This window comes from Streptomyces sp. NPDC043952, assembly GCF_056435325.1.
In genome coordinates this window covers 31922-53175 of record NZ_JBWKES010000030.1, presented here as the reverse complement: position 1 = coordinate 53175, position 21254 = coordinate 31922, and the positions used below count along the sequence as shown (strand labels likewise).

Here is a 21254-nt window from a genome sequence, read left to right as displayed (position 1 = left end):
GCCCCATGGCCCCGAACACCGCCCCCTCCGCCCTCTGGCCCGCTCCGCACGCGAGCAAAGCCGTCGACGCCACCGTCCATGTGCCGGGGTCCAAGTCGGTCACCAACCGCGCCCTGGTGCTGGCCGCCCTCGCCTCCGAGCCCGGCTGGCTGCGCCGCCCGCTGCGCTCCCGCGACACCCTGCTGATGGCCGGTGCGCTGCGCGCGATGGGCGTGGAGATCGAGGAGGGGGTCGGCCCCGACGGCACCGGCGAGGCCTGGCGGGTGCTGCCGACCGGCCTGCACGGCCCGGCCACGGTGGACGTCGGCAACGCGGGCACCGTGATGCGCTTCCTGCCGCCGGTGGCCGCGCTGGCCGACGGCCCGATCCGGTTCGACGGCGACCCGCGGTCGTACGAGCGTCCGCTGCACGGTGTGATCGACGCGCTGCGGCAGCTCGGCGCGCGGATCGACGACGACGGCCGGGGCGCGCTGCCGCTGACCGTGCACGGCGGCGGGGCGCTGGACGGCGGCCCGGTGTCGATCGACGCGTCGTCCTCCTCGCAGTTCGTCTCCGCGCTGCTGCTCTCGGGCCCCCGCTTCAACCAGGGCGTCGAGGTCCGGCACACCGGTGCGAGCCTGCCCTCGCTGCCGCACATCCGGATGACGGTGGAGATGCTGCGCGCGGTCGGCGCCCAGGTGGACACCCCGGAGTCGGGCGGCGAGCCGAACGTGTGGCGGGTGACGCCGGGCGCGCTGCTCGGCCGGGACCTGACGATCGAGCCGGACCTGTCCAACGCGCAGCCGTTCCTGGCGGCGGCCCTGGTGACCGGCGGCAAGGTGCTGATCCCGGACTGGCCGGAGCGCACCACTCAGCCGGGTGACCGGCTGCGGGAGATCTTCACCGAGATGGGCGGCACCTGCGAACTCACCGATTTCGGGCTGGTGTTCACCGGTTCCGGCGCCCTGCACGGCATCGACGTGGACCTGGGCGACGTCGGCGAGCTGACCCCCGGCATCGCGGCCGTCGCCGCGCTCGCCGACTCCCCCTCGACGCTGCGCGGCGTGGCCCATCTGCGGCTGCACGAGACGGACCGGCTGGCCGCGCTCACCAAGGAGATCAACGAGCTCGGCGGCGATGTCACGGAGACGGCCGACGGTCTGCACATCCGCCCGCGCACCCTGCACGGCGGCACCTTCCACACCTACGAGGACCACCGCATGGCCACCGCCGGCGCGATCATCGGCCTGGCGGTCGAGGGCGTACGCATCGAGAACATCGGGACGACGGCCAAGACCCTGCCGGACTTCCCCGAGCTGTGGACCGGGATGCTCGGGCAGTAGGGAACGCCATGCGCCGCTACGGCAAGCACACCGACGAGGACGACATCCGCTCCCGCCCCAACCGCAAGGGCAACCGGCCGCGGACGAACATCCGGCCCAAGCACGAGGACGCGGCCGAGGGGCTGGTCCTGACCGTGGACCGGGGGCGGCTGACCTGCCTGGTCGAGGACCGGGTGGTGATGGCGATGAAGGCGCGGGAGCTGGGCCGCAAGGCGGCGGTGGTCGGGGACCGGGTGATGCTGGTCGGCGATCTGTCCGGCAAGAAGGACACGCTCGCGCGGATCGTCCGCATCCAGGAGCGCACGTCGGTGCTGCGGCGCACGGCGGACGACGACGATCCGTACGAGCGGGTGGTGGTCGCCAACGCCGATCAGCTGGCGATCGTCACGGCCCTCGCCGATCCCGAGCCGCGTCCCCGGCTGATCGACCGCTGCCTGGTCGCGGCGTTCGACGGCGGGCTGGAACCCCTGCTGGTGATGACCAAGTCGGACCTGGCCCCGCCGGACGAACTCCTGGAGCTGTACGGCCACCTGGACATCCCGTATGTGGTCACCAGCCGCGCGGAACTGGAGAACGGGGACGCGGCGGACCGGGTGCGCGAGCTGCTGGACGGGCGGATCACCGCGTTCGTGGGGCACTCCGGCGTCGGCAAGACGACGCTGGTGAACGCGCTGGTGCCGCGGGAGCGGCGGCGTACGACGGGACATGTCAACGCGGTGACGGGCCGCGGCCGGCACACCACCACCTCGGCGCTTGCGCTGCCGCTGGCGGGCGACGGCGGCTGGGTGATCGACACTCCGGGCGTACGGTCCTTCGGCCTGGCGCATGTCGATCCGTCCCGAGTCATCCACGCCTTCCCCGACCTGGAGCCCGGCACGGCGGACTGCCCGCGCGCGTGCAGCCACGACGAGCCGGACTGCGCGCTGGACGCGTGGGTGGCGGCGGGGCACGCGGACCCGGCGCGGCTGTACTCGCTGCGCCGGCTGCTGGCGACGCGGGAGCGCACGGAAGGCGATTGAGGATCAGGGCCGGTCTTCGCGTTGTTTGCCCGGACGGCGGTGTGGCAAGTGCATAATCGCACCGGGCCGGAGATCCGGATCGACGAGAGGACGGCGCATGGCGTGGCTGCTGGTCATCGTGGCCGGAGTGCTGGAGACCGGCTTCGCCGTGTGCCTCAAGCTCTCCCATGGCTTCACCCGCCTGTGGCCGACCATCGCCTTCGCCTCCTTCGCCCTCGGCAGCTTCGGCCTGCTGACCCTCTCGCTGCGCAAGCTCGACGTCGGCCCCGCGTACGCCGTCTGGACGGGCATCGGCGCGACCGGCACGGCGATCTACGGCATGATCTTCCTGGGGGATGTGGTGTCCACCCTGAAGATCGTGTCGATCAGCTTCGTGATCGTGGGGATCATCGGGTTGCAGCTGTCGGGTTCGGCCCGGTAACGCCCCCGCTGGGCTCGGCGGTGGGTTGCCGGGTGCGTCGTCCGTTCTCGGGTGCGGGTGCGGTGTGGTTGGTCGCGCGGTTCCCCGCGCCCCTTCGGGGGCGCGTTACAGCACCGCTCGTTCTCTCGGGAAGTGGCAGGCGGCGCCGTCGCCGGTGAATTCCGGTGCCTCGTGGGCGCAGCGCTTCTGGTCGTCCGGCGGCAGTTCGGCGTACAGCGGGCAGCGGGGGCGGAAGCGGCAGCCGTCGTACCGCCGGGTCGGGCTCGGGGGGTCGCCGAGGAGGAGGATGCGGGCGCGCCGGCGTGCGCGTTCGCGGACCGGGTCCGGGACGGGGACGGCCGACAGCAGGGCCTGCGTGTAGGGGTGGCGGGGGCGGGCGAAGACCTCGGAGATCGGTCCTGACTCGACCGTGCGGCCCAGGTACACCACGCTCACCCGGTCGGCGATGGCGCGGACGACCGCGAGGTCATGGGAGACGAAGAGGTAGGCGAGGCCCAGCTCCCGCTTGAGTTCCCGCAGCAGGTCGAGGATCTCCGCCTGGACGGAGACGTCGAGCGCGGAGACGGGTTCGTCCAGGACCAGGAGTTCCGGCGAGACGGACAGCGCGCGGGCGATGGCGATCCGCTGGCGCTGGCCACCGGAGAACTCGTGCGGGAAGCGGTCGGCGTGGGCCGGTTCGAGACCGACCCGGCCCAGCAGTTCGGGCACCCGCCGGGAGATCACCGCCCGCTCCGCGCCCTGTGTGCGCAGCGGCTCGGCGATGATGTCGCCGACCGGCATCCGCGGGTCCAGGGAGGCCATCGGGTCCTGGAAGACGATCTGGACGCGCCGCCGCAGCGCCTTCGTCTCCGCCTTGGTGAGCGCGCCCAGCCGCTGCCCGAACAGCTCCACCGAACCGCCTTGCGGCGCCGCGAGTTCGAGCAGTTCGAACAGCGTGGTCGACTTGCCGGACCCGGACTCGCCGACCAGCGCCAGCGTCTCGCCGCGCCGGATGTCGAGGTCCACCCCGTCGACCGCGTACACCGTGCCGGTACGGCGCCTGAGGGCCGTGCCGGTGCGCACGGGGAAGGTGCGGGTCAGGCCGCGCACCTTCAACACCGGCTCCCCGTCGATCGGTTGGGGGTCGAGGGGGGCGTCGATGCGCGGGACCGCCGCGAGCAGCTGCCGGGTGTACGGCTCCCGCGGACTCTCGAACACCTCCCGCACCCCGCCCTGTTCGACCACCCGGCCGGCCCGCATGACCGCCACCCGGTCCGCCATCCCGGCGATCACGCCGAGGTCGTGGCTGACGAGGAGCAGCGCCGCCCCGGTCGCCTCGCGCGCGGTGCGCAGCACATCGAGGATCTGCGCCTGGATGGTGACGTCGAGCGCGGTGGTGGGCTCGTCGGCGAGGATCACGTCCGGGTCGTTCGCCATCGCCATGGCGATCATGGCCCGCTGGCGCATGCCGCCGGAGAACTCGTGCGGGAACGCCCGTGCGCGCAGGGCGGGTTCGGGGATGCCGACGAGGCCGAGCAGCTCGACGGCCCGCTCCCGCGCCCGCTCCCGCGACACGTCCCGGTGGGCCCGTACCGCCTCCGCGATCTGGTCGCCGATCCGGTACACCGGCGTGAACGCGGACAGCGGGTCCTGGAAGACCATCGCGACACGGCCGCCCCGCACGCGGGCCAACTCCCGTTCGCTCGCGCCGAGCAGCTCGGTGCCGTCGAGCCGTACCGAACCCCGTGCCTTCGCGTTGCCGGGCAGCAGTCCCAGCACGGCGAGCGCGGTCGCGGACTTCCCGGAGCCCGACTCGCCGACCAGGCCGAGGACTTCGCCGCGCTCCAGGGTGAGGCTCACGTCCCGTACGGCCGGTACGCCGTCGAACGCGACCTCCAGGCCCCGCACTTCCAGCAGCGCGCTCACCGCCGGCCTCCCTTCGACGTCGGGTCGAGGGCGTCCCGCAGCCCGTCGCCGACCAGATTGACCGCGAGCACGAACACGACGAGCAGCCCGGCGGCGAAGAAGAACATCCACGGATAGGTGATCGCCGCGCCGGTGCCGTCGGCGATCAGCGTGCCCAGCGACACATCGGGCGGCTGCACCCCGAAGCCGAAGTAGGACAGCGCGGTCTCGCTCATCACCGCGCCGCCGACCTGGATGGTCGCGTCGATGATGAGGAAGGAGGCGACATTGGGCAGCACATGCCGCCAGATGACGCGGAAGGGGCCGACGCCCATGTACCGGGCGGCGCGCACGAAGGGCTGCTCCTTCAGGGAGCGGGTCATGGACCGGACGACCCGCGCGGTGATCATCCAGGCGAAGACCGCGAGCAGTCCGACGAACGCCACCCAGCCGCCGGACCGCAGCCGTGGCGAGACGATCGCGATGATCAGGAAGGACGGGAAGACCAGCAGCAGATCGACCAGGAACATCAGCACCCGGTCGGTCCAGCCGCCGAAGTAACCCGCGCAGGCCCCCACGAGCGAGGCGAGACCGGTGGCGAGCACCGCCACCAGCAGGCCGATGATCAGGGACTTCTGGAGCCCGCGGACGGTCTGCGCGAAGACGTCCTGGCCGATGCGGTTGGTGCCCCACCAGTGCGCGGGACCGGGCGCGGCCCGCAGCGCGCCATAGTCGATGTGATCGTACGACCACGGGGTCAGATAGGGCCCGGCGAAGGCGAGCAGAAAGAGCAGCACCAGGACGACGGCCCCGGCGAGCGCGGACCGGTCGCGCAGGAAGCGGCGCAGGACGAGCGCGGCCCGCCCGCTCGGCGCGGCGGCGGCCGGCGCGGGGGCGCCGGTGACCTCGGGGGTCTCGGGAGTCTCGGGGATCTCGGTGAGCGCCGTCATGACGCCTGCCGCACGCGCGGGTCGAGCGCCGCGTGCAGCAGATCGGCGAGGAAGCCGGAGAGCAGCACGATGACGGCGGCGAAGACGTTGACGGCGACGACCGAGTTCACGTCGTCCTTGCCGATGGAGTCGATGAACCACTCCCCCATGCCGTGCCAGCCGAAGATCGTCTCGGTGAAGGTGGCGCCGGTGAACAGGGCGAGGAAGCCGTAGGAGAAGTACGTGGACATGGGGATGAGCGCGGTGCGCAGCCCGTGCCGCAGCAGCACGGCCCGCCGGCCGAGCCCCTTGGCGCGGGCGGTGCGCAGATAGTCGGAGCCGAGCACGTCGAGCATGGTGCTGCGCTGGTAGCGGCTGTAGCCCGCGATGGCGAACAGGGCGACGGAAACGGTGGGCAGCAGCAGATGGACCGACCGGTCCTCCAGGACGGTCCAGAAGCCGCCGTCCAGCCCCGCGCTCTTCTCGCCGGTGAACTGGATGAGATCGGTGCCCGTGCTCCGGTTGAACCAGAGCGCGCCGGTCTTCAGCAGGACGGCCAGCAGGAACACCGGCGTGGACAGCAGCGCGAAGGAGACGACGGTGACCGCGCGGTCGCTGAGCCGGTACTGCCGCACGGCCGTCCACGCGCCGACGAGGACGCCGGTCACCGTGCCGACGACGGTGCCCGCGACCAGCAGCCGCAGGCTGACGCCGATCCGCCGCCCGAACTCGGCGTCGACCGAGGTGCCGTCGATCGTCTCGCCGAGGTCGCCGTGCAGGAAGGCGCGGTCGGCCCAGTGCAGGAAGCGCTGCCGCAGCGGCTGGTGGTCGTCGAGGCCGAGCGCGGCCAGATGGTGGTCCACCGCGGCCGGGGACAGCGGCGGCTGCCGGCCCGCGTAATAGGCGCGCGGATCGAGCGCCAGCGAGGCCAGCAGGTACGACAGGCACACGGCGGCCAGCAGCAGGACGGAGTGGTAGCCGAGACGTTTGGCCAGGTAGAGGGGCACGTCTCACATGGTCCAGTCCTCTTGTTGCCGCACTATGAAGAGAACATGTCAGTAACCTCGGAGGCCTCCCCCGCCCCACCCGCGGCGTTCTACGTTCGGCGCGTCCCCTGTCGACCTCACAAAGGAAACCGACATGCGCCCCACATCCGCCGCAGCCTGGATCGCCGCCACCGCGGCCACCGCGCTCCTGGTGACCGGCTGCGGCTCCACCGGCCAGGACGGCACGCCGAAGAAGGCGGCGCCCGGGGTCGACGGCCAGGACATCGGCGCGCGCCCGCTCGCCGACCTGCGCCAGGGCGGCACGCTGCGGTTGGCGATCGACCAGTGGATCACGCAGTACAACGTCAACGACGTCGACGGTCAGCAGGGCGACGCCCAGGAGATCATCAAGACCGTGATGCCCGACCTGTTCGACTCCGACGCCCAGGGCACCCCGCACGCCAACCCGGACTTCCTGGTCTCCGCGAAGGTGGTCTCCACCAGCCCGCAGGTGATCGAGTACGACCTCAACCCCAAGGCCAAGTGGTCCGACGGCAAGCCGCTGAGCTGGCGCGACTTCCGCGCCCAGTGGCAGGCGCTGAACGGCTCCGACCCGGCCTACGAGGCCGCCGACCCCAGCGGCTACGACCAGATCGCCGACGTGGGGCAGGGCTCCGGGCCGCACGCGGTGAAGGTGACCTTCAAGACGCCGTACGCCGACTGGCAGCGGCTGTTCGACCCGCTGTACCCGGCGCGGTACTACGACAGCCCCGCCAAGTTCCTCAAGAGCTGGGCGGAGAAGGTGCCGGTCTCCGGGAACGCCTTCAAGATCGGCGGCACCGACAAGACCGCGCAGACGATCACGCTCGTACCGGACCCCAAGTGGTGGGGCCGCAAGCCCAAGCTGGACTCGATCGTCTACCGCGTCCTGGACACCTCCGCGCGCCCCGACGCCTATCTCGACAAGGAGATCGACTACACCAGCGCGCTGCTGCCCGAGGACTACCAGCGGCTGGCCAAGGCGCCGGACACGGACATCCGGCGGGGCGCGCGCTGGGACGAGGTGCACATCACGCTCAACGGCGGCCGGGGCCCGCTGAAGGACCTGCGGGTTCGGCAGGCGGTGCAGCACGCCGTGGACCGCCAGGGCATCGACGAGGCGTTCGCCAAGGATCTCTCCTTCCAGCTCAAGCCGCTCGACAACCACTTCTTCATGCCCAACCAGAAGGGCTACAAGGACACTTCGGGCGGGTACGCCGACTACGACGTGGCCGCGGCGAAGAAGCTGCTGGACGCGGCGGGCTGGAAGGACGCCGGCGCGGGCAAGCCGCGCACCAAGGGCGGCAGGCAGCTCACCCTCGACTACGTCCTCAGCGCCGGCAGCACCTCCGCCCAGACCGACCAGGCCCAGCTGGTGCAGCAGCAGCTGGCGCAGGTCGGGATCAAGGTCGAGCTGAAGAAGGTCCCGGCCAACGACTACTTCAACCAGTTCGTCAACCGCGGCAACTTCGACCTCACCAGCTTCCGGAACGTCGACGCCGTCTACCCGTCCATGCTCACCCCGGTGTTCGTCCAGCCCAAGGGGCGCAACCTCTTCCAGAACTTCGGCTCCGTGGGCTCACCGGAGATCGACGCTCTGCTGAAGAAGGCCGGCGAAACCACCGATCACGCGAAGGCCGCGGATCTGTACAACCAGGCCGACACCGAGATCTGGCGCCTCGCCCACTCCATCGAGCTGTACCAGCGCCCGGAGATCCTGGCCGTGCGCTCGGGGCTGGCGAACTTCGGGGCGGAGGGGCTCGCCGACGTCGACTACACGAAGGTGGGCTGGGTGAAGAAGTGACGGCGTAGCTCAGGGCGCCGGGCGGCCGGCGAGGGCCCGGACCAGTCCGGCGACCCCGCCCTCCCCCGGCGGCACCGGGACGCAGGACAGGGCGAGGCGGACGGCCAGTTCGCAGGCGCGGGCGAGTTCGGCGGTGGCGGCGGGGCCGGCGCCGGGTCCGGACAGCGCGGTGACGGCGCGCTCGCCGACCATCCGTACCAGGTCGGGGGGCGAGGGGAGCGGCTGCTCCGGGCGGCGCGGTGCCGGTACCGGCGAGGAGCCGCGCGGCGGCGCGGGGAGCCGTTCGCTCCAGCAGCCGGTGAGCAACGCCCGTACCAGCGCGTCCCGCTGGGCCGCGGTCGCCGTCCACTCGGCGGTGGCGGTGAGCCGCTCCCAGGTGCCGCCGCCACCGGCGAGGGCGCGCTCGACACCGGCGAGGTAGTCGTCGGCGGCCCGCCGCACCAGCGCCCGCGCGAGGCCGTCCTTGCCGCCGAACTCGTTGTACAGGGTCTGCCGGGACACACCCGCCGCGGCGGCCACATCCACCATGCGCACCGCCGGCCACGGCCGGCGCGCCAGGGCCGCGGCGGCGGCGTCCAGCAAGGATTCCCGGGCAGCAGCCATCGTGGCCTCCCTGGGGAAGACGGCGTTCCGCCCAGATTTGACGGACTTTCGGATGATGTCAAGGGGTCGCTCGCCGGGGCGCAGAGGCCGTGGAAAGCCGTGGAAGGCCGCGGAAGGCGTGCGGGTGTGCGGCTGTGCGGTGGCCGCGTGCGGATGTGCGGTACTCGCCCGCGTGCGCGCGGTTGGCCGCCCGCGTGTGCGTCGGCCGCCCGCGCTCCCGTGGGGCGCCGCGGCGACGGGCCCGACACACGCACGCCCCCGGTGGCTGCCGTACCCGGCCAGCCGATAGCGTGACGTCCATGCCGGACTACCTCGACGACCTCCGTCTCGCCCACGTCCTCGCCGACGCGGCCGACGCGGCCACCATGGACCGCTTCAAGGCCCTGGACCTGAAGGTGGAGACGAAGCCGGACATGACGCCGGTGAGCGAAGCGGACAAGGCGGCCGAGGAACTCATCCGCGGCCAGCTCCAGCGCGCCCGCCCCAGAGACTCGGTCCTCGGCGAGGAGTACGGCGTCGAGGGCACCGGCCCCCGCCGCTGGGTGATCGACCCGATCGACGGCACCAAGAACTATGTGCGCGGCGTCCCGGTGTGGGCCACGCTGATCGCGCTGATGGAGGCGGGCGAGGGGGGCCACCACCCCGTCGTGGGCCTGGTCTCCGCCCCCGCCCTCGGCCGACGCTGGTGGGCCGCCAAGGGCCACGGCGCCTTCACCGGCCGCAATCTGACCGCCGCGAGCCGGCTCCACGTCTCCGGCGTCAGCACCCTCGCGGACGCCTCCTTCGCCTACTCGTCGCTGTCCGGCTGGGAGGAGCAGGACCGCCTCGACGGCTTCCTCGACCTCTCCCGCCAGGTGTGGCGCACCCGCGCGTACGGCGATTTCTGGCCGTACATGATGGTCGCCGAGGGCTCCGTGGACATCTGCGCGGAACCGGAGCTGTCGCTGTGGGACATGGCCGCCCCCGCGATCGTCGTCACCGAGGCGGGCGGCACCTTCACCGGTCTCGACGGCCGCCCCGGACCGCACAGCGGCAACGCGGCGGCGTCCAACGGACTGCTGCACGACGAGTTGCTGGGGTATCTCAACCGGCGCCAGTGAGACGCACGGGGCGCTTGCGCACGCCCCCCGGCGGGCCACGCGCGCCCTCTTGTTGCCCTGGTCTTGACCTGAGACGCTGAAGCCACCCCCACTTGTGAATTTGTGAATCCGGGGACAAGGCCCCCGGACCCCCAGGAGGTGGCCCCACCCATGCTGGTCCGCGACGCCATGAGCACGGTGATTCTCACCCTCGGCCCCGCCCACACCCTCCGTGAGGCGGCCACACTGATGTCCGCCCGGCGCATCGGCGCCGCCGTCGTCTTCGATCCGGACGCGGGCGGCATCGGCATCCTCACCGAGCGCGACATCCTCAACTCCGTCGGCCTCGGCCAGAACCCGGACGTCGAGCGCGCCCACGCCCACACCACCACCGACGTCGTCTTCGCGGCGCCGACGTGGACGCTGGAGGAGGCCGCCGGTGCCATGGCGCACGGCGGCTTCCGGCATCTGATCGTCCTCGACCGGGGCGAGGTCGCGGGGATCGTCTCGGTCCGGGACATCATCCGCTGCTGGTCCCCGGCCCGCGCACCGGCCCCGCTGGCCAGAGCGGGCTCCTGACCGGTCCGGGGCGCCGCGCGCGGGGCCCGGACACGGCGAACGGGCCGGACCCCGAGCACCAGGGATCCGGCCCGCCCGGCGGACGAATGCCGCCGTCTGGGTCGCGCTCAGTCGCGCAGCGCCCGCACCGCCGCCTCCAGCCGCTTGCCGAAGTCGGCGTCCGCGGCCGCGAAGTTGCCGATCGCGCGCTCCGCGATGTCCTCGCGCGAGACCTGGGAGATCGACCCGGCGAGGTTGGCGATCAGCCGCTCCTTCTCCGGCTCCGTCATCAGCCGGTAGAGGTTCCCGGCCTGCACGAAGTCGTCGTCCTCGGCGTGCCGCGGGGTCGGGTGGTCGCCGGTGCCGGCGGTGAAGCCGTCGTACGGCTGCCACAGCGCCCGGCCGGTCTGCGCGGGCCCCCCGAAGCTGTTGGGCTCGTAGTTCTTGGCGCCGCCGTGCCGCCCGTCGTAGAGGTGGCCGTCGCGGGAGTTCGTGCGGGCCTCGGTGGCGTGCGGGCGGTTGACCGGCAGGTGGTCGGCGTTGATGCCGACGCGGTAGCGGTGCGCGTCGCCGTACGCGAACAGCCGGCCCTGGAGCATCTTGTCCGGCGAGGGACCGATGCCCGGCACGAAGTGCGAGGGGCTGAAGATCGACTGCTCGACCTCGGCGAAGACGTTGCGCGGGTTGCGGTTGAGCTCCAGCTTGCCGATCTCGACGACCGGGTAGTCCGCGTGCGGCCACACCTTGGTCAGGTCGAACGGGTTGAAGCGGTACGTCGCCGCGTCCGCCGCCGGCATGATCTGCACGCCCACGGTCCAGCTCGGGAACTCGCCCCGCTCGATCGCCTGGCGCAGATCGCGCTGGTGGGAGTCCGGGTCGGTGCCCGCGAGCACCGCGGCCTCACCGGCGGTGAGGTTCTTGATGCCCTGGTCGGTCTTGAAGTGGTACTTGACCCAGAAGACCTCGCCCGCCTCGTTGTTCCACTGGAAGGTGTGCGAGCCGAAGCCGTCCATGTGCCGGTACGACGCCGGGATGCCGCGGTCGCCGAACAGCCAGGTCACCTGGTGGGTCGCCTCCGGCGACAGCCCCCAGAAGTCCCATACGTTGTCGGCCTCCTGGCTGCCCGTGTAGGGGTCGCGCTTCTGGGTGTGGATGAAGTCGGGGAACTTGATCGCGTCCCGGATGAAGAAGACCGGGGTGTTGTTGCCGACGAGGTCGTAGTTGCCCTCCTCGGTGTAGAACTTCACCGCGAAACCGCGCGGGTCGCGGACCGCGTCCGCCGCGCCCAGGTTCCCGGCCACCGTCGAGAAGCGCAGGAAGACCTCGGTCTCCTTGCCGACCTCGGAGAGGAAGGCGGCCCTGGTGTACGGCGTGACGTCCGCGGTCACCGTGAAGGTGCCGTAGGCGCCGGCGCCGCGGGCGTGCACGACCCGCTCCGGGATGCGCTCCCGGTTGAAGTGGGCCAGCTTCTCCAGCAGCAGCTGGTCCTGGACCAGTACGGGGCCGCCGACGCCCGCCGTCTCGCTGTTCTGGTTGTCGGCGACCGGAGCCCCGGCCTCCGTGGTGAGCGGTCCCTGCGTCACGTGCGCCTCCTGCGTCTACGCCGGCCAATCCTGTCCCTTGGCCAAAGCCGTCACCGATCCTACATTGGACTAAGTCCAAGTCAAGCAGGGTTCCAAACTCACACCTATTCCCGTCCTGGTCCCCTCTGCTGTTAGGCTGGTAGCCATGAGCGACCTTCTGGAACGGCTGCGTGGACGCGGATGGCGGATGACCGCGCAGCGACGCGTGGTGGCCGAGGTCCTCGACGGCGAGCACGTGCACATGACGGCCGACGAGGTCCACGCGCGGGCTGTCGCGAAGCTGCCGGAGATCTCCCGCGCGACCGTCTACAACACCCTGGGCGAGCTGGTCACGCTCGGCGAGGTGCTGGAGGTCTCCACCGACAAGCGCGCCAAGCGGTACGACCCGAACGCACACCGGCCGCACCACCACCTGGTCTGCGCCCGCTGCGGCGCGATCCGCGACGTCCACCCCACGGGCAACCCGCTGGCCGACCTCCCCGACACCGAGCGCTTCGGCTTCACGGTGTCGGACGTCGAGGTGACGTACCGGGGGCTGTGCCCGGAGTGCGCGGGCGCGTGACGGCCCGGCGGTTCACGGAATGACGGAGGGGGCGCGAGCCCCCTCCCTTTTTCGCCCCACCTACGGGCTCCCTTTTTCGCCCCCCCTGTGGGCTCCTCTTTTCGCGCCCCGCGGGGACCGCGCGCATACGACCGAGGGCCGGAACCCATTTCTGGATTCCGGCCCTCGGCCTTCAGTAGCGGGGACAGGATTTGAACCTGCGACCTCTGGGTTATGAGCCCAGCGAGCTACCGAGCTGCTCCACCCCGCGTCGGTGAACACGACATTACGCGAGGGAAGCCGATGGAAGCAAACCCATTCGAGGCCGAGTGACCAGGGCCACTCACGCGGACAGCTCCTCGCGCAGCGCGTCCCGCAGCCGGCCCGCCCGCTCGGTGACCTCCGCGGGCCCCAGCTCCGCCGCGCGCGTCGCCCAGCGCTGCCCCTCGTCGAGGTCGCCGCGGCGGGCACAGACGAGGGCGAGGCGCAGGGCCGCACGGCCGTGGCCGTCGTCGGCCGCGCGCGTCCACCACACCACGGCCTCCGGCTCGCTCCCCTCGCGGGCCAGCAGCAGCCCCAGGTTGAACGCCCCGTTGCGCGAGCCTGCCTCCGCCGCCGCCCGGTACCAGCGCGCCGCCTCGACCACGTCCCCGCGCGCCGAGGCGAGCATGCCGACCCGCACCTGCGCCCGGCGGTGCCCCTGCTCGGCCGCCCGCTCGTACCACTCCTCGCACTCGGCCTTCTCCTGGACGCTCTCCCCCAGCTCGTGCGCGGGGCGCGGGGGGCGGCGGGCGTCCAGCAGCGCGGCCAGCCGGTAGGCCGCCTCCGCGCTGCCGCCCCCCGCCGCGCACCGCAGATGCCGCTCGGCCGCCCGCTCGTCGCCCTCGCGCAGCCGCGCCATGCCGACCTGGAGCGCGGCCTCGGTGTGCCCGGCCGAGGCCGCCCGCTCGTACCAGCGCAGCGCCATGGCCTCCTCGCCACGCCCGGCGTACAGGATGCCGAGGTTGAACGCCGCGTCCACGCTCCCCGCCTCGGCCGCCTTGGAGAACCACGGCTCCGCGCCGGAGGTGTCGCCGACCTGGAGCAGCAGGATGGCCAGCGCGTTCGCGGCCTCCCGGTGCCCGGCGTACGCGGCGCGCCGGTACCACTGCTCGGCCTGGGCGGTGCGGCCCTGCTCGGCGCAGAGCAGCCCGAGGTTGTACGCGCCGTTGTCGTCCCCCGCGTCCAGCGCCGCCCGGTACCAGCGCTCGGCGGTCTGGGTCTCGCCCCGCTCGGCGTGCAGCGCGCCGAGCGCGTTGGCCGCGTTGCCGTCGCCCTCCTGCGCGGCGCGCAGCCACCAGACGGCCGCGCTCTCGGTGTCCCCGGCATCCCGCAGCAGGAAGCCGAGGGCGCAGGCGGCCCGCGGTTCGCCGTCCTTGGCAGAGGTCAGGTACCAGCGCCCGGCCTCCTTCAGCTCCCCGCGCTGCTCCAGGATCGCCCCGAGGTGCAGGGCGGCCCGCCGGTGCCCGCGCGCGGCGGCCTGCCGGTACCACTGCTCGGCCTCCGCGACAGCGTTGTCACCCCCGCCCTCGCCCCGGTCGCCGGCCTCCCGGTCGAGCGCACGCGCGATCCGGTACGCCGCCTCCCGGTGCCCGCGCTCGGCGGCGAGCCGCATCCAGTGCCCGGCCGCCGCGTCCCCGCGGTGCTCCAGCAGGTCGGCGAGCGCGTAGGCGCCGAGAACATGGCCCTGCTCGGCGGACTGGCGCAGCCAGTACTCGGCGGCCGGTTCGTCCCCGCGTTCGCGGTGGTAGCGGCCGAGTGCGTGCGCGGCGGCCGCGGAACCGGCGACGGCGGCGATCCGCCACCACCCGGCGGCCTCCTCGGCATACCCCCGCTGGTGCAGCAGGACGCCCAGGTTGTTGGCGGCGGCCCGGTCACCGGCCGCGGTGGCGGCCCGCAGATGGGTCTCGGCACCGTCGAGGTCGCCGCGGCGCAGCAGCATGGCGCCGAGGACGCTGGACGCCTCCGCGTCACCGCTGCGCGCGGCGAGCGCGAGGCGCACCTCGTCGGCGGCTTCGGCCATGTCGCCCACCTCGTCGCGGGCCGGCCCCTCACCGGAAGTCTGTACAAATCGCCCTGACTCGAACAGAGTTGCCTTGTCCCCCATAACGTCCATCGTCGCACCACCCGCAACCTGGGTACACCCGGTATACCCCACCCCGTGAGGTCACTTCAGCGTTTTGTCGACATGCCCACAGGACGACAAGTCAAACACACAGCGCCCCGCTCCTCACGGCGGCGCGGCGCGAACTCCTTCCCCAACTTGTGTTCGCGCGCGGCGAGTTCACACACCACGAAGGCCCGGATCCGTAAAGGATCCGGGCCTTCGATATCAGTAGCGGGGACAGGATTTGAACCTGCGACCTCTGGGTTATGAGCCCAGCGAGCTACCGAGCTGCTCCACCCCGCGCCGTTGTGAGCCAACCGTATCACGGTGCGGGGCGGTCGTGATCAGCCCTTCTTTTTCGGCTGCTCCTGCTGCTTCTGCTGCTTCTCCTGCTGCTGCTTCTGTGCGTCCTGGGCCCGTTGCAGCGCCGCCTTGAGGTCCTTCTGCGCCTTCGCGTACGCGTCCCAGTCGGGGCCGCCGGACTGCTTCAGGGCCCGCTGCCCGGCGTCGAACGCCTTCTGAGCGTCGGCCAGGTCCTGCTGGACGTCCGGGTCGCTCGCCGCGGGCGGGGCGGCGGGCGGGGCCTTGGAGCCGCTGTCCGACGAGCCGGCCGCGGCGGAGCTGGTGCCGAACACCTTGTCCAGCGCCTCGCCGAGCGTGTTCTCGAACGCCGGCGGCCGGTCCCCGTAGGTGACCAGCACCTTGCGCTGCAAGGGGAGTTTCAGTCCGCCGCCGCGTACATAGACCGGCTCCACGTAGAGCAGCCCGCCGTCCAGCGGCACGGTCAGCAGATTTCCGTACTCCACCTCGGAGTCGCCGCCCTTGAGGAGCTTGATCGCGGCGGCGACGTCCTGTTCGGAGTTGAACTGGCTCTGGACCTGTTTCGGCCCGTCGACCGTCGTACTGGTCGGCAGCTTCAGGATTCTGATCTTGCCGTAGTCCTTGCTGTCCGCCTCGGAATCGACCGACATGAAGGCGCTGAGGTTGTCCCGGCCGCTCGGGGTGAACGTGGTGGACAGCGAGAACGCCTGCTTGCTCTGACCGGGCATCTTCATGCTCAGGTAGTACGGCGGCACCGCGTCGCCCGACTTGTTGGTCGGGTCGTCCGGCACCTGCCACACCTCGCTGCCGGTGAGGAAGGTCTGCGGGTCCGTCACGTGATAGCGGGTGAGCAGCTCGCGCTGGACCTTGAACAGGTCCTGGGGATAGCGCAGATGGGACAGCAACTGCGGGGAGATCGCGCTCTTGGGCAGCACCGTGCCGGGAAACGCCTTCATCCAGGTCTTCAGCACCGGGTCCGCGGTGTCCCACTGGTACAGCTTGACCTCGCCGGTGTACGCGTCGACGGTCGCCTTCACCGAGTTGCGGATGTAGTTGACCTGGTTCTGCGGGGCCACCACGCTGCGGTTGTCGCTGCCGGCGGTCAGCGAGTCGGCCGTGGTGTCGCCGAGGGTCGTACGGGAGGAGTACGGGTAGCCGTTCGACGTCGTGTAGCCGTCGACGATCCACTGTATGCGGCCCTTGACGACGGCCGGGTAGGCGTCGCCGTCGATGGTCAGCCAGGGGGCGACCGCCTCGACGCGCTCCTTGGGCGTGCGGTTGTACAGGATCCGCGAGCCCTTGCCGATCGCGCCCGAGTACAGGATCTGCGGCTCGTTGAACGCCATCGCGTACGCCGCCCGGTTGAGCGGGTTGTCGAGGTTCACACCGCTCTTGCCGGTGTAACTGGTGGTCACCTCACCGTTGTTGTCCGTGGGGCGGTCGATCTCCTTCTGGGGGCCGCCGACGATGGAGTACGTGGTGGTCTTCTCGCCGTAGTAGACCCGCTGCTCGTAGGTGCCCAGGTCGCCCTTGGACGGCAGGTCGGACTCGGTGAAGACGGGCTGGCCGTCGGCCGCCTCGGTGCCCTTGGCGGCGACCACGCCGTAGCCGTGCGTGTAACGGAAGTGGTCGTTGATCCAGTTGTGCTTGATGCCCTTGCCGTCGAGGTTCAGCTCGCGCACGCCGATGACGGTGTCCTGGAGCTTGCCGTCCTTGGTGGGGTACCGGTCGACGTCGAGGTTGGCCGGGAACCCGTAGTAGTCCTTCATCTGCTGCGCCTGCTGGAACGTCGGCGAGACGATGTTCGGGTCCATGATCCGGATGCTCGCCGCGTCGTCCACGTCCGCGCGCAGCTTGGCCTTGTCCGTGGTGGTGGACTTGCCGTCGTACGGGGTGACCTCGGTGTCGTCGATGCCGTACGCCGCGCGGGTCGCCGTGAGGTTCTTCTGGACGTACGGGGCTTCCTTGGCCTGTTCGTTGGGCTCGACCTGGAACTTCTGCACGATCGCCGGGTAAAGCCCGCCGATCAGGATCGCCGACAGGACCATCAGGCCGAAGCCGATGACGGGCAGCTGCCAGGTGCGCCGCCACAGGGTGGCGAAGAACAGCAGGGCGCAGATGACGGCGATGCAGAACAGGATCGTCTTGGCCGGCAGATAGGCGTTGGCATCGACATAGCGCAGCCCTGTCCAGTCGCCGGTGTCCTTGAAGGCGCTGGACTTCACCGCCAGGCCATACCGGTCGAGCCAGTAGGCGACCGCCTTGAGGGCGACGAACAGGCCGAGCAGCACCGAGAGGTGCCCGGTCGCGGCGGCGGTGGCGCGCGCGCCGGGGCTGGTCAGACGCAGCCCGCCGTACAGGTAGTGCGTGAAGGCGGCGGCGATCAGGCACAGGATGACGGCGGCGAAGCCGAAGGCCAGCAGGAACCGGAACCAGGGCAGATCGAAGGCGTAGAAGGCGATGTCGAGGTGGAACTGGGGGTCCTTCTTGTGGAAGGGCACTCCGTTCACCCACATCAGCCAGGTGCGCCACTGGCCGGCCGCCGAGGCGCCCGCGATCAGCCCGACCAGGGCGCAGACACCGACCAGCAGCCAGGTCTTGTACGGCGCGAGGCCCATCCGGTAGCGGTCCAGGCTCTGCTGCTCCATGGACATGGCGCTCAGCGGGGGCCGCAGCCGGTGGGCCAGCCAGATGTTGACGCCGACCACGGACGCGGCCAGCAGACCGAAGACGAAGAACAGCCCGATCTTGGTCCACAGGGTGGTGGTGAACACGGACGAGTAGTGCACCGACCGGTACCAGAGCCAGTTCGTCCAGAAGCCGGCGAACATGCTGAAAGTCATACCGAGGGCGGCGAGCACGCCCAGCGTCAGGAGCAGGACCCTCACCCGCCGGGACGGTCGGCCCGCCCCCGTCCGTGGCCCCGCAGGGCCTTGGCCGCGGTCCGGCATCTGGAAAGCCAAGGTGCGCCCCTCGAAATTCGCTCTCGATCCCTCGGGCCCCCGTGCTCCGCGGGCCCCGGTGGCCCCCCGTGATCGCGGGCCGACACATATGCAACTTACTCAGGCCCTGCTCGGTTCCCGATTCCGGTGGGGAACGAGGCAGGATTGTGACCATGTCCAACACTCCCATGGCAGCGAGCCCGCTCACCCGGGCCGTACTCGAGATCGACGAGTACGCCTCCGGCCTCGGCTGGGACCAGCCCGCTCGCCTCTTCGCCCTCGTAGACACCGCCCGGCTGCGCAGCCAGGAGCCCGCGCTCGCGGCCCAGCTGGGCCTGGAGGACGAGTCCGAGACCGCCGGTCTCACCCCGATCGAGCAGGACGAGATCCCGTCCGGCAAGCCGCTCGACGAGTTCCTCGCCACCATCGCCTGGCCCGACGCGGTGGCCGGCTGCGCGCTCACGGTGGAGCGGCTGATGCTGCCGCCGTCCGCCGAGGCGCAGGTCCCGAAGAACCTCAGCGAGGCCAAGCTGGCCAAGTGGGTGGCGGACCACCCCGAGCGCCAGGAGGTGCGGATGACGGTGGCGGTGCTGCGCGGCGGCGCCCGCGAGTCGGCGCTGCGGCTGCGCGAGAAGGACTCCCCGACGGAGGTCCTCACCGGCCCCGACCTGGTGCCGGGCCTCGCGGACGCCCTGACGGCGACGTTCGCCGACTGATCTCCCGCCGACTGATCTTCTTGTACGACAGCAGGGGCGCCGCCGGCATTTGCCGCTGGGGGCGCCCCTGTTCCTTGGCGCGGCGCAGGGGGCTTGCGACGGCACTCGGGGGCGTGCCACGGCGCGGGGAGCCAGCGACGGCACCGAGGGCTTGTCACGGCACCGGGGGACGCCCTCGGCCCGAGCGGCGGCCCCCGGTCATGTCACGTCGCTCCGGCCGGCCTCAGCCCTTGGCCGTGCACTTCGGCAGGGCCGCGGTGTTTCCGTCGCGGATGTCCTTGAGCGCGGCCAGCGCGTCCTTGATCGTCTTCACCTTGACCAGGGTGAGCCCGCCCGGCTTGTCCGCGGCGGCCTCGGCGCAGTTGTCGGCGGGCGTCAGGAAGTACTGGGCGCCCTTGTTCCGCGCGCCGACGGTCTTCATGTCGACCCCGCCGATCGGCCCGACGGTGCCGTTGTCGTCGATGGTGCCGGTGCCGGCCACGAACTTGCCGCCGGTCAGGTCGCCGGGTGTGAGCTTGTCGTAGATGCCGAGTGCGAACATCAGACCGGCGCTGGGCCCGCCGACATCGGCGAGCTTGATGTCGATCGTGAACGGAAACGTGTGATCGGTCCCGGCCGAGATGCCGACGATGGCCCGCTTGGGCCCGCTGTCGTCGGAGGCGGCGGTGGTGATCGTGACGTCCTGGGTCTTCACGGCCGTCTTGTGGGCCTTCTCGGCGGCGGCCTGCTCCTTGGCGGGGACGACGGTGAAGACCACCTTCTGGCCCGCCTTGTGCTTGGTGACGAAACCGGCGACGTCGGAGGGCTGCCGGACCGCGTGGCCGTCGACCGCCTTGATCACGTCACCGGCGTGCAGCCTGCCCTCGGCCGGGGAGCCCTTGACCACGGTGGAGACGATCACCCAGGACTTCACCGGGACGTTCAGCTGCTTCAGGGCGGCGACCTTGGCGCTCTCCTGGGACTGGCTGAACTCCTCGGCGTTCTGCTGGGAGGACTGCTCCTCCGTCGTCCCCTTCGGGTAGAGCGTGTCGTGCGGCACGACCTTGCTGTCGCGCGACAGCCAGCCGTAGACGGCCTCCACCAGGTTCATCCGGAAGTCCACGCTGGTCACGCGCACGGTGGTCATGTTCAGGTGACCGTCCGTCGGGTACGTCTTGCGGCCGGAGATCTGGAGCACCGGCTCGCCCTGATGGTCCCCGAGCGTGTTCACGGTCGGGCCGGGGGACATCTCCGCGTACGGCACGGGGATGAGCACTCCGGCGCACAGGAGCGCGATCAGCATCAGGGTGGAGGCGAGCATCGTCGCGGTGCGGCGTGGCATGCCCCGACAGTACGTGACACGTCTGTCGGCGCACTGTCAGGGCACCCCTGTCAGACGCCGCCCGCGCCCGTGGTGGACCGCTCCATCGCCTCGCGGAACCGGGCGTATCCATCCAGCTCGGGCCCGTCGCTACGGGCCCTGCGCGTCCTGTTGGCCCAACTGCCCCACAGCCCGCCGCCGACCGCACCCATGAGCGGAATCAGCAGCCAGACAAGCGCGCCCATGCCGACCTCCCAACACTGTGAGCGTCCGCAACTGACTGATCAGCAGATTAACCATCCGCACCCACAACGCTCACGTGCGGGGGGCGGTTACGCAACCGGAGACAGTGATGGGCCGGGAGTGACCGGTTCGGCGCAGCGCTCCGCCCCGTTTCGACAGGTCTCGCCCGTTTTCGGCGCGTCCCGGTCCGCTTCAGCGCGCCCCCGTCCGCTTCAGCAGGCGCCGACCCACTCCTCCGTGCCGTCCGAGAACTTCTGGTGCTTCCAGATGGGTACCTCGTGCTTGATGTCGTCGATCAGCTTCCGGCACGCCTCGAAGGCCTCCGCGCGGTGCGGGCATGCCACGGCGACGACCACTGCCATGTCCCCCACGCCCAGCTCCCCGACCCGGTGCACGGCCGCCAGGGCCCGCACGGGATGGTTTGCGACGACCTTCTCGGCGATCCGCCGCATCTCGGCCTCGGCACTGGGATGGCAGGAGTAGCCGAGCGCGTCCACGTCGGCGCCCCCGTCGTGGTTGCGCACCGTCCCGACGAACAGCGCGATCCCGCCGGCCGCCGCGTCGCCGACCGCCCGGAACACCTCGTCCACCGAGAGCGCGCTCTCCCGGACGCCGATCAGCTTGACGGGATCCTGCGCGGCCCGCTCGCCGGGGTGCTCGCTCATCTCAGCCATGCCCCCATCGTGCCGCACGGCCGGGACGGCGAGGAATACGAGGTTCACCCGGCGCGAACGCGGTCGTATTGGATGCTCGTACGGACGGGTTGGATGCTCGTATCGGACGGGACCGGCCGCGATGCCCGTACGGCCGCGGCCGGC

18 protein-coding genes and 2 tRNA genes are annotated in these 21254 nt (G+C 71.4%); 8 read left to right on the top strand and 12 right to left on the bottom strand.

What is annotated here, in order from left to right:
* Positions 1-5: 5 nt before the first annotated feature.
* From aroA to AC069R_RS26785, 3 genes are all read left to right on the top strand, one after another.
* On the top strand, positions 6-1322 hold the full coding sequence (gene aroA, locus AC069R_RS26795; protein WP_478769356.1) for a 3-phosphoshikimate 1-carboxyvinyltransferase: 1317 nt from the start codon (positions 6-8) through the stop codon (positions 1320-1322).
* A gap of 8 nt (positions 1323-1330) precedes the next feature.
* Positions 1331-2341, top strand: a complete 1011-nt coding sequence (gene rsgA / locus AC069R_RS26790; protein WP_478769355.1) for a ribosome small subunit-dependent GTPase A — start codon at positions 1331-1333, stop codon at positions 2339-2341.
* A 97-nt stretch (positions 2342-2438) separates the two neighbouring features.
* Positions 2439-2762, top strand: a complete 324-nt coding sequence (locus AC069R_RS26785) for a DMT family transporter (RefSeq protein WP_478769354.1) — start codon at positions 2439-2441, stop codon at positions 2760-2762.
* Between the two features lie 105 nt (positions 2763-2867).
* Here AC069R_RS26785 and AC069R_RS26780 read toward each other — a convergent pair whose 3' ends face one another.
* Genes AC069R_RS26780 through AC069R_RS26770 form a run of 3 tightly spaced genes read right to left on the bottom strand, consistent with a single transcriptional unit; the run spans position 2868 to position 6582 of the window.
* On the bottom strand, positions 2868-4658 hold the full coding sequence (locus tag AC069R_RS26780; RefSeq protein ID WP_478769377.1) for an ABC transporter ATP-binding protein: 1791 nt from the start codon (positions 4656-4658) through the stop codon (positions 2868-2870).
* 5 nt (positions 4659-4663) lie between these two features.
* Positions 4664-5596, bottom strand: a complete 933-nt coding sequence (locus AC069R_RS26775) for an ABC transporter permease (RefSeq protein WP_478769353.1) — start codon at positions 5594-5596, stop codon at positions 4664-4666.
* A complete protein-coding gene (locus AC069R_RS26770; protein WP_478769352.1) occupies positions 5593-6582 on the bottom strand; it encodes an ABC transporter permease in 990 nt (329 codons plus the stop codon). Before AC069R_RS26770 ends, AC069R_RS26775 begins: the two co-directional genes overlap by 4 nt.
* 133 nt (positions 6583-6715) lie before the next feature.
* On the opposite strand from AC069R_RS26770, the gene AC069R_RS26765 reads away from it, so the two are divergent.
* Positions 6716-8404 carry an ABC transporter family substrate-binding protein gene (locus AC069R_RS26765; protein ID WP_478769351.1) on the top strand — a complete coding sequence of 563 codons (1689 nt, stop codon included), beginning with the start codon at positions 6716-6718 and terminating at the stop codon, positions 8402-8404.
* A 9-nt stretch (positions 8405-8413) separates the two neighbouring features.
* Here the strand turns inward: AC069R_RS26765 and AC069R_RS26760 are convergent, their stop codons facing one another.
* On the bottom strand, positions 8414-9007 hold the full coding sequence (locus tag AC069R_RS26760) for a TetR/AcrR family transcriptional regulator (protein ID WP_478769350.1): 594 nt from the start codon (positions 9005-9007) through the stop codon (positions 8414-8416).
* Positions 9008-9306: 299 nt separating this feature from the next.
* On the opposite strand from AC069R_RS26760, the gene hisN reads away from it, so the two are divergent.
* Positions 9307-10107: a histidinol-phosphatase gene (gene hisN / locus AC069R_RS26755; RefSeq protein ID WP_478769349.1), complete on the top strand. Its 801-nt coding sequence runs from the start codon at positions 9307-9309 to the stop codon at positions 10105-10107.
* Positions 10108-10257: 150 nt separating this feature from the next.
* Positions 10258-10665: a cyclic nucleotide-binding/CBS domain-containing protein gene (locus AC069R_RS26750; RefSeq protein WP_397984124.1), complete on the top strand. Its 408-nt coding sequence runs from the start codon at positions 10258-10260 to the stop codon at positions 10663-10665.
* A gap of 107 nt (positions 10666-10772) precedes the next feature.
* Here the strand turns inward: AC069R_RS26750 and AC069R_RS26745 are convergent, their stop codons facing one another.
* The gene (locus AC069R_RS26745) at positions 10773-12227 is read right to left on the bottom strand and encodes a catalase (RefSeq protein WP_478769348.1); all 1455 of its coding nucleotides are present in this window, start codon (positions 12225-12227) and stop codon (positions 10773-10775) included.
* A 145-nt stretch (positions 12228-12372) separates the two neighbouring features.
* On the opposite strand from AC069R_RS26745, the gene AC069R_RS26740 reads away from it, so the two are divergent.
* Positions 12373-12789, top strand: a complete 417-nt coding sequence (locus tag AC069R_RS26740) for a Fur family transcriptional regulator (RefSeq protein ID WP_085566460.1) — start codon at positions 12373-12375, stop codon at positions 12787-12789.
* 176 nt (positions 12790-12965) lie between these two features.
* On the opposite strand, the gene AC069R_RS26735 is transcribed toward AC069R_RS26740, so the two are convergent.
* From AC069R_RS26735 to AC069R_RS26720, 4 genes are all read right to left on the bottom strand, one after another.
* A tRNA-Met gene (locus AC069R_RS26735) sits at positions 12966-13039 on the bottom strand.
* A 72-nt stretch (positions 13040-13111) separates the two neighbouring features.
* Complete coding sequence (locus tag AC069R_RS26730) at positions 13112-14923, bottom strand: tetratricopeptide repeat protein (RefSeq protein ID WP_478769347.1); 1812 nt, start codon at positions 14921-14923, stop codon at positions 13112-13114.
* A gap of 220 nt (positions 14924-15143) precedes the next feature.
* Positions 15144-15217, bottom strand: a tRNA-Met gene (locus tag AC069R_RS26725).
* A gap of 41 nt (positions 15218-15258) precedes the next feature.
* Complete coding sequence (locus tag AC069R_RS26720; RefSeq protein WP_478769376.1) at positions 15259-18186, bottom strand: UPF0182 family membrane protein; 2928 nt, start codon at positions 18184-18186, stop codon at positions 15259-15261.
* A 164-nt stretch (positions 18187-18350) separates the two neighbouring features.
* Here AC069R_RS26720 and AC069R_RS26715 point away from each other — a divergent pair, with 164 nt between their 5' ends.
* Positions 18351-18893: a PPA1309 family protein gene (locus tag AC069R_RS26715; protein ID WP_478769346.1), complete on the top strand. Its 543-nt coding sequence runs from the start codon at positions 18351-18353 to the stop codon at positions 18891-18893.
* Positions 18894-19116: 223 nt separating this feature from the next.
* On the opposite strand, the gene AC069R_RS26710 is transcribed toward AC069R_RS26715, so the two are convergent.
* The 3 genes from AC069R_RS26710 to AC069R_RS26700 form a co-directional block, all read right to left on the bottom strand.
* Positions 19117-20214 (bottom strand): YlbL family protein, encoded by a 1098-nt coding sequence (locus AC069R_RS26710; RefSeq protein ID WP_478769345.1) that lies wholly within the window; start codon positions 20212-20214, stop codon positions 19117-19119.
* Positions 20215-20264: 50 nt separating this feature from the next.
* Positions 20265-20438 carry a hypothetical protein gene (locus AC069R_RS26705; RefSeq protein WP_397984129.1) on the bottom strand — a complete coding sequence of 58 codons (174 nt, stop codon included), beginning with the start codon at positions 20436-20438 and terminating at the stop codon, positions 20265-20267.
* Positions 20439-20648: 210 nt separating this feature from the next.
* Entirely contained in the window at positions 20649-21110 is a 462-nt protein-coding gene (locus AC069R_RS26700) for a molybdenum cofactor biosynthesis protein MoaE (protein WP_478769344.1), read from the bottom strand.
* Positions 21111-21254: the final 144 nt, after the last annotated feature.